The following is a 14,637-nucleotide window of genomic DNA, read 5'->3' as shown; positions in this document are numbered from 1 at the left end:
ACCTTAAGGCAAGAACATGACAGCTTTGTGACAACGCCACTAACTAACAGCCGTTGCACCAGGCCTTTTTGAAAAGCAAGAAGCCGGCAGCGTGGGCTGCCGGCTTCTTTACTGTCGTAAGGCTAACTTACTCCAGGTCTTCCTTTGCAAGCTGCTTGCGATCCGCCAAATCAGACTGAACTTGCTCAAGCGCATCGGCGGTCGGAAGGATCAAACCGATATCCTTAAGCAGACCACCTTCACCAATCATCATGTCAGACACGAACATTTCTGCGTATTCATACATGACCGGTACTTCGTCAGCATGCTGGTTCTTAACGTAGAAGAACATGGTACGTGCAACCGGATATTCGTCGTTTGCGATCGTTTCTGGTGTCGGATCAACACCATCAATGCTAGAACCGATCAGCACGTTGTCGTTCTCTTCAAGGAAGGAGTAACCGAAGACACCAAAGGCAGTCGTATCCTGGGTCAAACGCTGAACGATCAGGTTGTCGTTTTCACCGCCGTCAACCCAGCCACCATCGGTACGGATATCCGAGTAAGCTTCACCATATTCTGGGAAGCTTTCAGAAGCGGCTTCCATAACCAACTCATCGAAAGAGTCACGGGTTCCCGACGTAGTCGGCGGACCTACGATGACGATTTCACGATCAGGTAGTGAAGCGTCGATCTGGTTCCAGTTGGTGTAAGGGTTTTTCACCAACTCACCATCAACCGGCACCATATCGGCAGCCGCAAGGAATATCTGCTCACGGGTAACCGGCATCGGCTCATTTTCATTGGACTGAGCAAAGGCAATACCATCACTGCCGATATAAACTTCAGTGATATCAGTAACGCCGTTTTCTACACAGCGTTCGAACTCAGACACCTTCATGCGACGCGAGGAGTTGGTAACATCCGGTGTACCGGTGCCAACACCGTTACAGAACAGACGCATGCCACCGCCTGAACCAGTTGATTCAATAACAGGTGTCGGGTTGTTAGTGGTTGCACCAAACTCTTCCGCTACAAAGCTGGAGAATGGGTAAACGGTACTGGAGCCTACGATATTGATTTGATCACGGGCTTGAGCAACACCTGCCACACTCATGACGGCAGCCGCGAGCACGGTGGTTTTTAGAATACGGTTCATGCGAAATACTCCTGTTCATGTAGGGATCTGGCCTTCGCAGGACACACTTTGCACCGGCTCCATGACAACTTCATGACAGCGGGCAACACAGGAGATTTTTTTGCTAAGGGGGGAAAGTGCTTAAAACAGCAGCCCGAGCGCGGCCAAGGTACACAGCGCAAGGGAGGCCCCTTGCAGCAGCCTTCTGTCCAAACGGTGAGCAATGCCATCCGCCAGAGCGTTGCCGATCAATACAGCAGGCAAGAAAGTGAGCGCGACCTGGAAATGCCATAGCTCAATCCGATCCGCCAGGGCGAGGGTTATCAAGGTCAACAGGGAGGTCAAAATAAAGAACGCCGCTAAGTTACCACGTACGCGATCAGCCGGTAGGCCATGCATCAACAGCACAATGGGCGGGCCGCCAATGGCAGCAACGGTGCCGAAAATGCCTGAAAGTACCCCCGCGCCAAACAAGGTTATGCGGTTCACTGGCAGTTGAAAGCGGCACAAGGTGACCAGTACCGCAAACAGCACGATAACCGCAATCAGCTTTTCCAATACAAACATCGGCGCGGCGAGCAACAGCCAAATACCCAACGCATTGCCAGGTAATCGCCCTACTAACGCCATACCAATGGAATCCAGGCGCACCTCATGCCAGTAGTGGCGCACCATCATCAGCGAGACAGTAAAACCAAACAACACCAGAATGACCGGCACTAATCGTGGCTCGAGCATCAACAGTAGCGGCGCACCGATGACGGCCAAGCCAAAACCGGTCGCGCGCTGTACAAAGGCACCCAGCAGCAGTACGCCGGAGCAAGCCCACCAAGTGCTCATGGGCATATTGACCCAGACCAGCAGGCTATCCATTAGTGCTGTTCATCCCTACGGTTCATTCCTAGGTTTCATTCCTACTAGTTATCCCTGTTGTTCTTCAACGCTGGGCGCCTTGGTTAGTTTGCGTACGCCAATATTGCCCAGTAACGCAGCGCCCAGCATGGTGAGTACCATGGGCCAAAGGTGTTCAACCTCAAATAGCCCTACCATCACACCGGCCAGCGCCCCACAAGTAAACTGTATACCGCCCAGCAGCGCCGTTGCCGTGGCGCTGATATGGCCAAAATGATCCAACAGCGATGAAATCGCGTTGGGCGTGATCAGCCCGATCATACCGGTAAACAGCATAATCAGCGGCACCACAATGATTAACGACGCCATGTTGAGCGCAGTGGCTGCGACCAACCCAAGTGCAGCGATAAGCTGAATAAGAAGACCCAGGCGTAAATTCTGCTGGGGAGTACGCTTACGCAGCAGATGAATATTGACCCGATTAGACAGCGCAATCACTACCACGTTGACCCCAAACACCAGCGGATAGGTGGCTGGCGAGAGGCCAAAATAATCAAGATATAGAAACGGCGAAGCGGTCACGAAGGCAAACAGGCCCGCGAAGGAGGCGGCAACCGCACAAATATACCCCATGCCTTCACGATGCTTCAGTACACTGGCGTAATTGCGGATGACCTGACGCGGAGAAGCGGCGGGCAGCGACATATCGCGGGTTTCAGGCAGGCGCGTGCCTAATAGCCAGAGTAAAAAGCCTGCATAGACGGCCAAGAACACAAAAATCAGCCACCAACCGGCAATGTGCAGCAGTAAACTACCCACAGTAGGTGCCACTAGCGGCGCCAGCATCATAATCATCGCCATGGTCGACATGACTTTAGCGGCCTCGCGTCCACTAAAGCAGTCGCGCACAATCGCCGCTGAATTGACGACACAGGCCCCGCCCCCCAACGCCTGGATAAACCGCCAAGCCAATAGCGTGGGCAAACTCTCCACCTGGGTAATGGCAAGGCTAGCGAGCATAAACACCACCAAACCGCCCAGGAGCACTGGCTTCCTGCCCATGCGATCCGAAAGCGGCCCAAAACATAGCTGGCCCAACGCAAAGCCGAACAAAAACACGCTAATGGAGAGTTCAGTGCGGTGAATACTGGCCCCGATGCTCTCCGCAATGACCCCCATGGCGGGCAAGTAGGCATCGATAGCAAAAGGCGCCAGCGCCGTGTTGGCGGCCACCAACAGTGCTACCCGACGAGGATTAAGATCCATGGGTCTCCTTAAGGCGATAATGAACGCACTGGAATAGATAGGCCGCTAATCATAGCCGATTTTGAGACATTTGTCGGGACTGGATGCTATCGATCAATAGCCCTGGATGACCAGGGGCTTTTCAGGATGAGGGACGTTTAATGATGCGTGGTGGCGTCTTGCGACTCAAGCATCTCGACCAGGGGCTGAAACTGCTCGCGGTTATGCTCGTTCATGTGCATTAAAATGCGGTGGGCTTCAAGGATCCGATCACGCAGCCCTTCTTCGTCTGCGGGCTCTTGGGGAAGCTCTTCAAGCGCATTATTAAGCGTAGTCGCCTGCTGTAGTGGCGCTTCCATCAGCGTAAAAAAACGCGAAAAACCCATTACGTCCAACATCTGTCGCACGTCAGGGTTATCGACAATAATCGTCGGTGATTGCTCCAGCCGCCCTTTGACTGCCATCGCGACCTTGGCCAGAAAGCCAAGCGCCGTCGAATCCACGTTGGTCGCTTCTCGCAAGTCAATCAATACGGCATGCAACCCCGGCGTCTCGGCAAGACGTTGAGCTTGGGTGTCCAACGTGGCGCAGAGCGTCAAGCGCACATCACCACACAGTTTTAAAACAAAAACACCAGAATTGAACGCCGCTTTAATGCGGCCTTCTTCAATCAGCATGACCAAATCCGCTCACCATCATGATTGTAATATCATCGGGTAAAGCATCGCGCTCTTGATTGGCATCAAACTCCGCATCTCCTTCAGCAAGAAGAGCGTTTGTTTCTGCTAGCCGATCGCGCAACTGCTCAAGCGTGACACTCTCACTTACTAATTGCTCAAGCTCCTTGAGCCGCGTGTCGAGCGTTTTACCCGGCAAGCATTCCAATACACCATCTGAGCAGAGCCACAAACGAAAGTCACTCGGCAAAACACAGCTAAGCGCAGGATACTCCACATCGGGGAAAAGGCCTACCGGCATTCCCTCGCCTTCTAAACGACGTAGCTCTCCCCCCGCCGCTAACAGGGGCATAGGAAGCTGCGCGCCGAGCGAATAGTGCAGAGTATGCGACTCATGGTCAATAACACCGACAAATAAGGTGGCATGTTTGCCGATATCGGTGCCCTGCAGCTCTCGGTTCATCGCCTTTAGCCAATCTGGCGGCAGATTTTCCGGGTGCTGACCATCCCACTCACTCAGCCAACGGTTACATAAATATTTGAGCAGCACCGTGACGAATGCCGACGAGGCGCCATGCCCCGATACATCGGCAAAATAGAAGGCGCTGTAACGCTCGTTATAGCGTTGATAATCAAGGAAATCACCGGACAAATAAAGCGAAGGTGCAAATACGTAGTCGTAATACACGCCGTTAATTACTTTGGGGCGTAACGGTAGTAAACGCCGCTGGATATGACCGCCGCTCTGCTGATCCATGCGCAATAGCGCCAGATGAGTCTCTAAGCTTTCATTTAACTCCGCTAGACGTGCATGATCCCGCTCGCGCTCCAGTGCCAGATCGTTAAGCTCAATGGCCTTACGGATCATTCGTCGCAACAGCTCAGCGTGACGTAGGGGGTGGACGATATAATCCACCAGACCTACATCAATCGCCTTGATCAAGTCGGCATCCTGGCGCGAGTCGCTGACCACCAGCGTAGGTAAGCGACGCGTTAACTGCGACCATTGCTGACGCGGAACAGCTCTGGCGTGGGCAACAATTAGCGCCGTGCCAGCGGGTAGATTATTGATATCTTCAGCGGCAAACACCCACATGCCGTCGCAAGTAATCGCTTCAGCCAGCGCATCGCGTTCACGACCGGGTTCATCGATCACCGCGATCAACTGCTTAGAATGATCCATCATAAGCCTCAATCGGTGACTTCGTCGCCACCAAAGTCGCTATCATCCTGGTCACTGTTGTCAAAGCCGCTATCTTCGAAACTACTGTTTTCGAAGCCTGAGTCTTCAAAAACTGAGTCTTCAAAACCTTAGTCTTCAAAACCAGCGTCTTCAAAATCGCTGTCATTAAACTCGAAAGTTTCGCTAGCGAAGGGGTCATCGCCCAATTCTCCATCGCTCACCTCAAATTGGCGGCTCTGTAAGTAAGCGTCACGAATAAAACGGTAGCGATCACCGCGAATTAACGCTTCCTGGTCAAGCAAACCCGCTCGAATATCGATCACATTCAGTGCGGTAAGGCTTAATCGAACGGCGTCATCGTCAACATAGGTAACAGGATAGGCCGCCATATCAGCCGGCATACCGGTGGTATCCCGTAACGTGCTGGGACCAAATAAAGGCAGCACCAAATAGCGCGAATCTTGCCAACCCCACACGGCCAACGTTTGTCCGAAATCTTCTTTATCCGCGGTAATTTCCATCAGGGTGGCATAATCTAATAAGCCACCAATGCCTACCGTTGAGTTAATCAAAAAGCGCGATGTGGCGAGGCCTGCATTCTTCGGTTTGCCTTGCAGCACGCTATTAAGCACGGTACGCACTTCGCCTAAATTGGAGAAAAAATTACCCACCCCGGTTTCCACTGGGTCTGGGGTAATGGTGCGATAGCCTTTTGCCACCGGCTTAAGCGCGTAGCGATCCAGCACATCGTTAAATGTAAACACTTTGCGGTTAAAGCCTTCCCATGGATCTTCGGGAGCCGCATTTTCCGCCATTTGCGTGCTGGCACAGCCACCGGTTCCAAGTAACGTCACCAGCAGTAGAGGCAACCCTTTGCTACGCAAAGAAAGCGCAGGCTTCTCGTTATTTAACCACTGCCACATGACATTTTCCTTTTTCAATTCCGCTGCACACTTACAAACTTACAAACGCCGGATGACCACACTGCCTGCGCTATACCCTGCCCCAAAGGAGCAAATTACACCAATGTCACCCTCCTCAAGCCCCTCGCGATGGAGGTGGAAGGCGATAATAGAGCCCGCTGAGCTGGTATTGGCGTAACGGTCTAGAATGATCGGCGCCTGAACTTCACTCGGGTCATAACCCAATACTTTACGGGCAATCAAATCGTTCATATGCCGGTTAGCCTGGTGAAGCCACATGCGCTTAAGATCACTACCGGCTAACCCTAAGGAGGCCAGATGCTCAGTGATCAGTTTAGCCACCATCGGGCAAACCTCCTTAAACACCCGCCGCCCTTCTTGCACAAAAAGCTTATCCAAGGCCAGCGGATCGCTGTCCGTTACGCGGTTTAGAAATCCAGCATTATTGCGGATCGCGTTGGAAAACTTGGTAACTAACCGCGTACCGAGGATTTCAAACTGCTCGTCGGCAATCGCGACTGCGCTACTTTCTAGTACCACTGCTGTGCAAGCATCGCCGAAAATGAAGTGGCTGTCACGGTCTCGGAAGTTGAGGTGCGCCGAGCAAACTTCTGGATTGACCACCAAGGCGCGCTTAACACTACCTGAAGCTATGGCATTGGCAGCCGTTTCCAAAGCAAACGTCGCTGAGCTACAGGCCACGTTCATATCGAACCCATAGCCGCTTGTTTCCAGGGCTTGCTGCACTTCTACCGCCACGGCGGGATAGGCGCGCTCTAGGTTTGAGCAGGCAACGATCACCAGCTCTATGTCAGCAGCATCTACCTTGGCAGCAGCCAACGCCTGCCGTGCAGCGGCTGTCGCCATCTCGCACTGAATCGAAGGTTCATCATTGCCCCGCTGCGGCAGTTTAGGCCGCATACGCTGTGGGTCAAGGATTCCTGACGCATCAAGCACGTAACGGCTCTGAATACCGGAGGCTTTTTCGATAAATTCGCTGCTTGAGTGCGCCAGTGGTTCGCGCTCGCCGCGCGCAATGGCGCCGGCGTGCTGTTCATTCTCGCTGTCTACCCAAGCATTAAATGCCGCCACCAGGGCCGCATTATCAATGGCGTGTTCCGGTGTATAGAGTCCTGTACCGGTAATCACCACATGTGTCATGCCAATCTCCTCTAAGCGGCTTGCCGACGTGACCGGCCATCAATGTAGCGTGCGACTTACGGCGAACCCATCACGTTACTGTGTGCGTAAAATAGCGGTTTTTCCAGCAACTTTTTCCAACCACTGCTAAACGCTAGTGATCTCTTGCCAGCGCTTTTCCAATCGTTTCACCGACACCACCATGCTAGTACCCAACTGCTGAGCGAATAGCGACACCCTAAGCTCTTGCAACCACCAGCCAAAAGCGACCAGTTCTGGGTCTTCCACCCGCCCGCGGCGCTCGCTTTCGCGGCGGGCATCAAAGCGCGCCTCTAATGCCTGGACATCTTGCATCACCATTTGATCGCGGCCACGTTCACGGGCTGCTTTTTCAAGCCGAATGAGCGCCGCCTCGGTGTAGCGCGGGTATTCATCTAGCCATGCGCCTGCATCGCGGATAAAGCCTGGGTAGACCAAACGCTGCATCTGCGCGCTAACATCGCTGTACACCAACGCCAGGGCAAAATTAAGCTTCCCTTTGAGCACCTTACTGACCGCCAGATGGCCTTTTAGCGCGACCTCTACCCGTGCCAAGAGCGCTTTCGCTTCATCAACGAGTTGACTTTGGGTAGCGTTTAGACGCTGGCTAAATTCCCCTTCTGAGCGCGGCAGGGGGTGCTGGGCGACCACTTGGGTAAATACCGCAAGCAACAGATCATCGACTAAAGCTTGTTTACTGCCCACTTTGGCAAACAGTAGTGCGCACTTCTCAACCCCCGGCAGTTGTTTAATCGCTTTTACCTGTTCGGGTAACTTGGCAATGGCCAGTCGGGCGATGCCCTCCTGGTGGGCAGCCTCCGCTTTTGCCGGGTGATCAAACAGCGCCACCTTGAACTCTCGGGCGTCAGCTGCAACGTCAGCAACAACCAAGGCAGGATACGCCTCTACGCGGATGCCGGCCTGGGTGGTAACACGCGAAGCAGGCAGCGGCGTTTTGGGTAACCCGGCAACGGCGGGCTCATGGCTAACCTGCTCGGCCAGCGCCTGAGCGCCTGCGCTGGCGGCGGCTTCAAAGCGCTGTTCCAAGGCGCGCAGATCACGCCCCTGCCCCAAGGTCTCGCCCGCGTGATCGACTACGCGAATATTCATGCTCAGATGCGGTTCAAGCAAATCCAGGCGCCAGTCGTCAGGATGCACCCGCGTGGATGTCCGACGACGAATAAACTCGCCCAGCGCTTCGGTTAACGGGCGCTGGTCGGGCACCAGAGTCTCCAACGCCGCATCCACCCAATCGGGAATCGGCACCACCTGACGGCGGATGCTTTTCGGCAGCGACTTCAACAGCGCAATACACTTTTCGCGCAGCAGCCCCGGCACCAGCCACTCCAACGCGTGAACTGGCACCTGGGGCAGCATGGCGGCGGGAACGGTCAGCGTAACACCGTCATCTTCGGCTTCAGGGTCAAAGTGGTAACTGACGGGATAGGCCACGCCCGCCAGGATTAAATGATCGGGGTACTGTGCCTGGGTGACGTCCTGCGCATCCCGCGCTTTGAGTGAATCAATATCGAAGTGGAGTAGTTGCGGGTTTTGCTGCTCGGCCTGTTTGCGCCAGCGCTCAAATCCCTTGCCGTTGACGGTTTCAGCCGGAATGCGCTGGTTGTAAAAATCGTACAGGGTGTCTTCATCGACCAGTATGTCCCGCCGCCGAGCGCGATCTTCCAATGCCTCAACTTCGTCGATCAGTGCGCGGTTGTGGGCAAAGAAGGCACCTTTGGTTTGAAACTCCCCTTCCACCAGCGCACGGCGAATAAACAGCTCTCGGGATTCCTGGGGAGCGATTGGCCCGTAATGTACCTTGCGCCGCGCCACAATCGGCAGACCAAACAGCGTCACTTGCTCAAAAGCGACAACCTGGGCACGTTTCATTTCCCAATGGGGTTCGCTGTAGCTGCGCTTAACCAGGTGCTGCGCCTGAGGTTCAATCCACTGAGGGTCGATTTTTGCCACGGTGCGAGCAAATAACTTGGAGGTTTCCACCATCTCGAACGCCATGATCCACTTGGGCGACTTCTTGGCCAACCCAGAGCCAGGGTGAATCATAAATTTACGATTGCGGGCGCCGAGATACTCGCGGTTCTCCACCAGCGTGCCCAGGTTGGAGAGCAGCCCCGAAAGTAGCGCCTGATGCACCTTGCCCGAGGTTTTACGCCGCATTTGGCGCGCCTGCTCTTCGCTCTCGTCTTCATTGCGGGGCGGCGGCGCGGGCACTTCGATATCCATATCGCGCAGCAGTTGGCGGAGCTGGCGGAAGGTGTCGTGCCACTCGCGCATGCGCAGGTAATTGATGTAGTGCTCTCGGCACCAGCGGCGCAGCTGATTACCCGACAGCGCTTCGCGGGCATTCTCAATGCCGTGCCAGAGGTTCAACAAAGCGACAAAGTCGGAATCTGGGTCGTGCCAGCGCTGGTGGGCTTGGTCGGCGGCTTGGCGCTTATCCGCCGGTCGGTCGCGGGGGTCTTGGATGGCCAGCGCCGAGACGACGATTAGCACATCGCGCAGGCTGCCGAATTCGGTACCGGCCAGCACCATGCGCGCCAGGCGTGGGTCAATCGGCAGCCGCGCCAGCTTACGCCCGAGCGGAGAAAGGTGCTGCTTTTCATCCACCGCGCCCAGCTCGAACAGTAACCGAAAACCGTCTTTTACAAAGCGGCTATCCGGCGGATCGACGAATGGGAAGGCCTCGATATCGCCAAGCTTTAACCCCAGCATCGAAAGGATGACCGACGCTAAGTTGGTGCGCTGAATTTCGGGGTCGGTAAAGCCGGGCCGGGAGAGAAAATCCTCTTCGCTGTAGAGGCGAATACACACGCCTTCGGCAATCCGCCCGCAGCGGCCTTTGCGCTGGTTGGCGCTGGCCTGACTAACCGCTTCCACCGGTAGTCGCTGGATCTTGGAGCGGTAGCTGTAGCGGCTGATACGCACCAGCCCTGGGTCGATCACGTAGCGAATACCGGGCACCGTTAGCGAGGTTTCCGCAACGTTGGTGGCGAGGACAATACGCCGCCCGCGGTGCGGGGCAAACACGCGGTTCTGTTCTTCGTTAGAGAGCCGAGCGTAGAGCGGCAGAATTTCGGTGCCTTTCAGCTCGGCGCGGCGCAGGGTATCGGCAGTTTCACGGATCTCGCGCTCACCGGGTAAAAACACCAGCACGTCCCGGGGGCCGTGCAGCCAACCTTTCTCCCGCTCGATCGCTTCAATTTCTTCCACCGCGTGGAGAATGCCCTCTTGCAGCGTGCGGTCTTCTTCATCGTCCTCGTCGCGTACCAGCGGCCGGTAGTGCACCTCAACGGGATAGGTGCGCCCGGTGACTTCTACTACCGGTGCAGGCGTTTTGGCCGTGCCGAAGTGCTTGGCAAAGCGCTCCACGTCGATGGTCGCCGAGGTAATGATGACTTTTAGATCGGGCCGCTTAGGGAGCAGGCGCTTGAGGTAGCCGAGCAGAAAGTCGATATTCAGGCTGCGTTCGTGAGCTTCATCAATAATGATCGTGTCGTAGCGCAGCAGCAGCGGATCATTCTGCGTCTCGGCCAGCAAGATCCCGTCGGTCATTAATTTGACCAAGGTTGTTGGGCTGCTTTGGTCGGTGAAGCGCACCTGGTAGCCCACCTGCTCGCCCAGAGAGACTTCCAGCTCTTCCGCCAGGCGGCTGGCGACACTGCGGGCAGCCAGGCGGCGCGGCTGAGTATGACCAATCAAACCACGGCGGCCGCGCCCCAACTCCAAACACATTTTGGGTAACTGGGTGGTTTTGCCCGAGCCGGTCTCCCCTGCGACCACCACCACTTGGTGATCGCGTATGGCGTTAATAATATCTTCCCGCCGCTCGACCACGGGCAGTTTCGGCGGGTAGTTGAGGGCGACCTTTTGGGTTTCACGCTGGCTAAGCTGCTGCTGGGCGCGATCAAGCTCGCGCTGCACTTCGTCCAAACCACGGCTGATAGGCTTGTTATCGCGCACGCGACGGCTCAACCCAGCTAGGCGTCGTTCCAGCCGCTCTGCATCGCGCAGCATCACATCGCCCGCTGCCTGTTTCAGCGACGCAAGGCGTTGGCTATCGGTAGGGGCTAGGGATGTGTCAGTGGTCACGATAGGGTCGGCTTCCATTCGCTTGGCGATTTAACAAGGGTCATTAAAAAGAACTATAAAAAAATCAGCCCGCACAGGTGAGCGGGCCGACTATTGTAACGCTTTCAGCGCCACGACGCCTAACGCAGCGCTGGGGCGTTATCTAACAGCTAAGTTTTTAACAGCTACGTTTTTAAAAGCTAGTTTTTAATAGCTAGGTTTTTGCGGGTGCTTCATCGCGCAGTTGTCGGCGCAACACTTTGCCCACGTTGGTTTTGGGCAACTCGTCACGAAACTCGATGATTTTAGGCACCTTGTAACCGGTCAGCTCTTTTTTGCACCAGTCACGTAGCGTTTTCTCATCAAGCTGGCTATTTTTGCTCACCACGAACAGCTTAATCACTTCGCCAGCGTTTTCATCCGGCACACCCACCGCTGCCGACTCAAGGACATCTGGATGGGCGGCAACCACATCCTCGATTTCATTGGGATAAACGTTGAAGCCAGAGACCAAGATCATGTCTTTTTTACGATCAACGATGCGAATATAGCCATCCTCCTGCAGCACGGCGATATCACCCGTGTGGAACCAGCCATCCTCATCAATCGAAACGCGAGTTTCATCGTCGCGCTGCCAGTAGCCTTTCATCACCTGCGGGCCTTGCACGCACAGCTCTCCCGGCTCGCCCAGTGCCACGTCGTTGCCGTCGGCATCGACGACTTTTACCGCGGTGCCTGCCACGGGCTTGCCGATAGTGCCTAGTTGGATCGCATCAGTGGGGTTGAAGCTAACAATGGGAGACGTCTCGGTCAGACCATACCCCTCAGCGATTGGACAACCGGTCGTTTGCTCCCAACGCTGCGCCGCTGCTTTGGTCAGCGCCATGCCGCCGGAGATCGTCAGCTTCAACTTGGAAAAATCGAGCTGCTTGAAGTCGTCGCGATTACACAGCGCATTAAACAGCGTGTTGAGGCCGATAAAGGCAGTAAAAGGCAGCCCCTTGAGCTCTTTGACAAACCCATCCAGGTCGCGAGGGTTGGTGATTAGCAATGAGTGGTTACCGGTTTCCATTAAGAACAGACAGTTAACCGTAAAGGTATAGATGTGATAAACCGGAAGCGGTGCGATAACCAGTTCTTCACCATCGCTGAGATGCGGCCCAATCGCTTGCCGCGCTTGCAGCATATTGGCGATAAGATTGCGATGGGTCAGCATGGCCCCCTTTGGCATACCCGTAGTGCCGCCCGTATATTGAAGCGCGGCTAAATCGTCGGGGCTCCTCTTGTCCTCGCTATGGCTTAGCGATGCGCCTTTTTTCAGCGCATCGCGAAAACCAACCGCACCGGGCAGCGAATAAGCAGGCACCATTTTCTTAACATGCTTAACTACGGCATTGATTAACCAGCGTTTGGGCACATCGTGCAAGTCGGCTAGTTGGGTGACGATAACGCGCTCGATATCTGTTTTATCGAGTACTTTCTCAAGTTTGTCGGCCATATTGGCCAAAATAACAATGGCTTTAGCGTTGGCGTCCTTGAACTGGTGGGCCATTTCCCGCTCGGTATACAGCGGGTTGGTGTTAACCACCACTAAGCCTGCCCGCAGCGCGCCAAATACCGCTACCGGGAACTGCAGTACGTTAGGCAACTGGATAGCAATACGGTCGCCGGGAACGAGGTCGGTTTCATGCTGAAGCCAAGCCGCAAAATTCGCTGAGAGGCGGTCAAGGTCAGCGAAGGTGAGCGTTTTTCCCATACAGGAAAAAGCGGGTTTGTCCTTAAAACGTGCTACTGCGTTATGAAAAACATCCGTGACTGAATCGTATTGATCCAACCCTTCAAGCGCTGGGCCACGTAAAACGGCGGCGTTGGCGTGTTCGCTCATGGGCAATCTCCGCTATCGGCGTCGGCGTAGGATCACCGACCTTGTTGTTGTCGCTGGTCTTAGTCTAAAAAGTAGCTTAAGAAGCCCAACGATATACGACCTATAACAGGCTGTAAAACGATCGATTGAAACTTACGTTTAAACTTTAGCCCATAGTCAGGTTTGTTCAATTCAGTGCTACTTCTCTTGTTTCACTTTAGCAATACCTACGTTTATGGACAGTAACGTGCCTGAATTTCTCCATCTCGCCAGACCAATAGCTCACCCGGCACCATGCGCTGCCATGCTTCATTATGAGTAAGAGGCTCGGTGGCAATCACTGAAACAATATCGTTAGGCGTGGTGTGTTCGGCAAAATTCACCGTCATCTCAGCGTCGGAGAGTTCCGCATCGCCAAAGGGCGCACAGCGGGTAATATGCGCCAATTTAGTGGTGCAATAGGTATACAAATAGCAGCCATCGGAGAGCAGCATATTGAACACCCCCAGCGTTCTTAGCTGCTCACACAGCTGATGCAAGCACTTCCAGAGTGGTTCAGGTGTAGCAGGAGGTGTAGGAAAGGTGCGGCGTAACTCACCTATTAACCAGCAGTAGGCATGCTCGCTATCGGTGCTGCCAACCGGGGTGTAGTTGCCTAATGTTAAGCTCTCCCAGCCACTTAGCTGGCCATTATGGGCGTAGCACCAGGGCCGCCCCCACATTTCTCGGGTAAATGGATGAGTATTGGCAAGCTTTACGCCCCCTACATTCGCTTGGCGAATATGGCTAATCACCACATTGGACTTAATCGGGTAGTCACAAATCAACCGCGCGATGGGCGAATCGACTGACGGATGAGGATCACGAAAGTCGCGGTAGCCGCCCTCTTCATAGAAGGCGATTCCCCAGCCATCACGATGGGGACCAGTGCCCCCACCGCGGTGCAAAAAGCCCGAAAAGCTGAAGCAGATGTCGGTGGGCACATTGGCGCTCATCCCCAACAGTTCACACATATGATTCACACATACGGTTCACATATACGTACTCATACACAAACACCAAGACATCGTTCAAACGTGACATCAACCAATCACCGGTTCGCGACGGCGTGGCGATTCGCCTTCATCATCACTTTCTTCTTCCTGGGTCACATACTCAGCCTCGCCAGGGCGGCGCCACCACCAAAGTGCAACGCCAATAAGCGCTCCTAGCGCCATGCCTAACACCAGCCACATCAGCCCGCCACGTAGCGCCGAGCCGTTATTTTCTAAAAAGCCAACCGCCGCTACCATCGCCGACGGTGCCCAACCGGTATAGAATTCACCCTCTTCTATTAGCGGTAGCCGGAAAGTAGCGGGGATCCATACCGCCCCGGCAACCGTCCAGGTCAGCACAAGACGCGGCAAGCGAGGCAGAAAAGTGAGCGCAAAATAGACCGCGATAATCACTAACAGCGACAGCCCGTAATAACTCAACCAAAGCATTGGCGTTGAATTTGCAAACAGCAT

General features: G+C 54.7%; 11 protein-coding genes. All 11 read right to left on the bottom strand.

All coding sequences use genetic code 11. From position 1 onward, the window contains the following. Positions 1–127: 127 nt before the first annotated feature. A complete protein-coding gene (locus A6R74_RS06675; protein ID WP_064233672.1) occupies positions 128–1,138 on the bottom strand; it encodes a substrate-binding domain-containing protein in 1,011 nt (336 codons plus the stop codon). 120 nt (positions 1,139–1,258) lie between these two features. Continuing rightward, positions 1,259–1,990, bottom strand: coding sequence for a sulfite exporter TauE/SafE family protein (locus A6R74_RS06670; RefSeq protein ID WP_082906611.1), 732 nt, complete (start codon positions 1,988–1,990; stop codon positions 1,259–1,261). Positions 1,991–2,038: 48 nt separating this feature from the next. After that, positions 2,039–3,235, bottom strand: coding sequence for a multidrug effflux MFS transporter (locus A6R74_RS06665; protein ID WP_064233671.1), 1,197 nt, complete (start codon positions 3,233–3,235; stop codon positions 2,039–2,041). Between the two features lie 137 nt (positions 3,236–3,372). Then, positions 3,373–3,891 carry an STAS domain-containing protein gene (locus A6R74_RS06660; protein WP_064233670.1) on the bottom strand — a complete coding sequence of 173 codons (519 nt, stop codon included), beginning with the start codon at positions 3,889–3,891 and terminating at the stop codon, positions 3,373–3,375. Continuing rightward, the gene (locus A6R74_RS06655; protein WP_064233669.1) at positions 3,881–5,074 is read right to left on the bottom strand and encodes a PP2C family protein-serine/threonine phosphatase; all 1,194 of its coding nucleotides are present in this window, start codon (positions 5,072–5,074) and stop codon (positions 3,881–3,883) included. The genes A6R74_RS06660 and A6R74_RS06655 overlap by 11 nt, the downstream gene beginning before the upstream one ends. Before the next feature lie 128 nt (positions 5,075–5,202). Further along, positions 5,203–5,997 (bottom strand): MlaA family lipoprotein, encoded by a 795-nt coding sequence (locus tag A6R74_RS06650; RefSeq protein WP_064233668.1) that lies wholly within the window; start codon positions 5,995–5,997, stop codon positions 5,203–5,205. A 39-nt stretch (positions 5,998–6,036) separates the two neighbouring features. Next, positions 6,037–7,158, bottom strand: a complete 1,122-nt coding sequence (locus A6R74_RS06645) for a beta-ketoacyl-ACP synthase III (RefSeq protein ID WP_064233667.1) — start codon at positions 7,156–7,158, stop codon at positions 6,037–6,039. Positions 7,159–7,284: 126 nt separating this feature from the next. Further along, positions 7,285–11,304 (bottom strand): ATP-dependent RNA helicase HrpA, encoded by a 4,020-nt coding sequence (gene hrpA / locus A6R74_RS06640; protein ID WP_064233666.1) that lies wholly within the window; start codon positions 11,302–11,304, stop codon positions 7,285–7,287. A gap of 175 nt (positions 11,305–11,479) precedes the next feature. After that, a complete protein-coding gene (locus A6R74_RS06635; protein WP_064233665.1) occupies positions 11,480–13,150 on the bottom strand; it encodes an AMP-binding protein in 1,671 nt (556 codons plus the stop codon). A gap of 212 nt (positions 13,151–13,362) precedes the next feature. Next, positions 13,363–14,142, bottom strand: a complete 780-nt coding sequence (locus A6R74_RS06630) for a class II glutamine amidotransferase (RefSeq protein ID WP_064233664.1) — start codon at positions 14,140–14,142, stop codon at positions 13,363–13,365. Between the two features lie 69 nt (positions 14,143–14,211). Continuing rightward, on the bottom strand, positions 14,212–14,637 hold the full coding sequence (locus A6R74_RS06625) for a hypothetical protein (protein ID WP_064233663.1): 426 nt from the start codon (positions 14,635–14,637) through the stop codon (positions 14,212–14,214).

It is taken from the genome of Halomonas sp. ALS9, assembly GCF_001651035.1.
Classification (GTDB): Bacteria; Pseudomonadota; Gammaproteobacteria; order Pseudomonadales; family Halomonadaceae; genus Vreelandella.
This window is presented reverse-complemented; position numbering and strand designations above follow the sequence as displayed.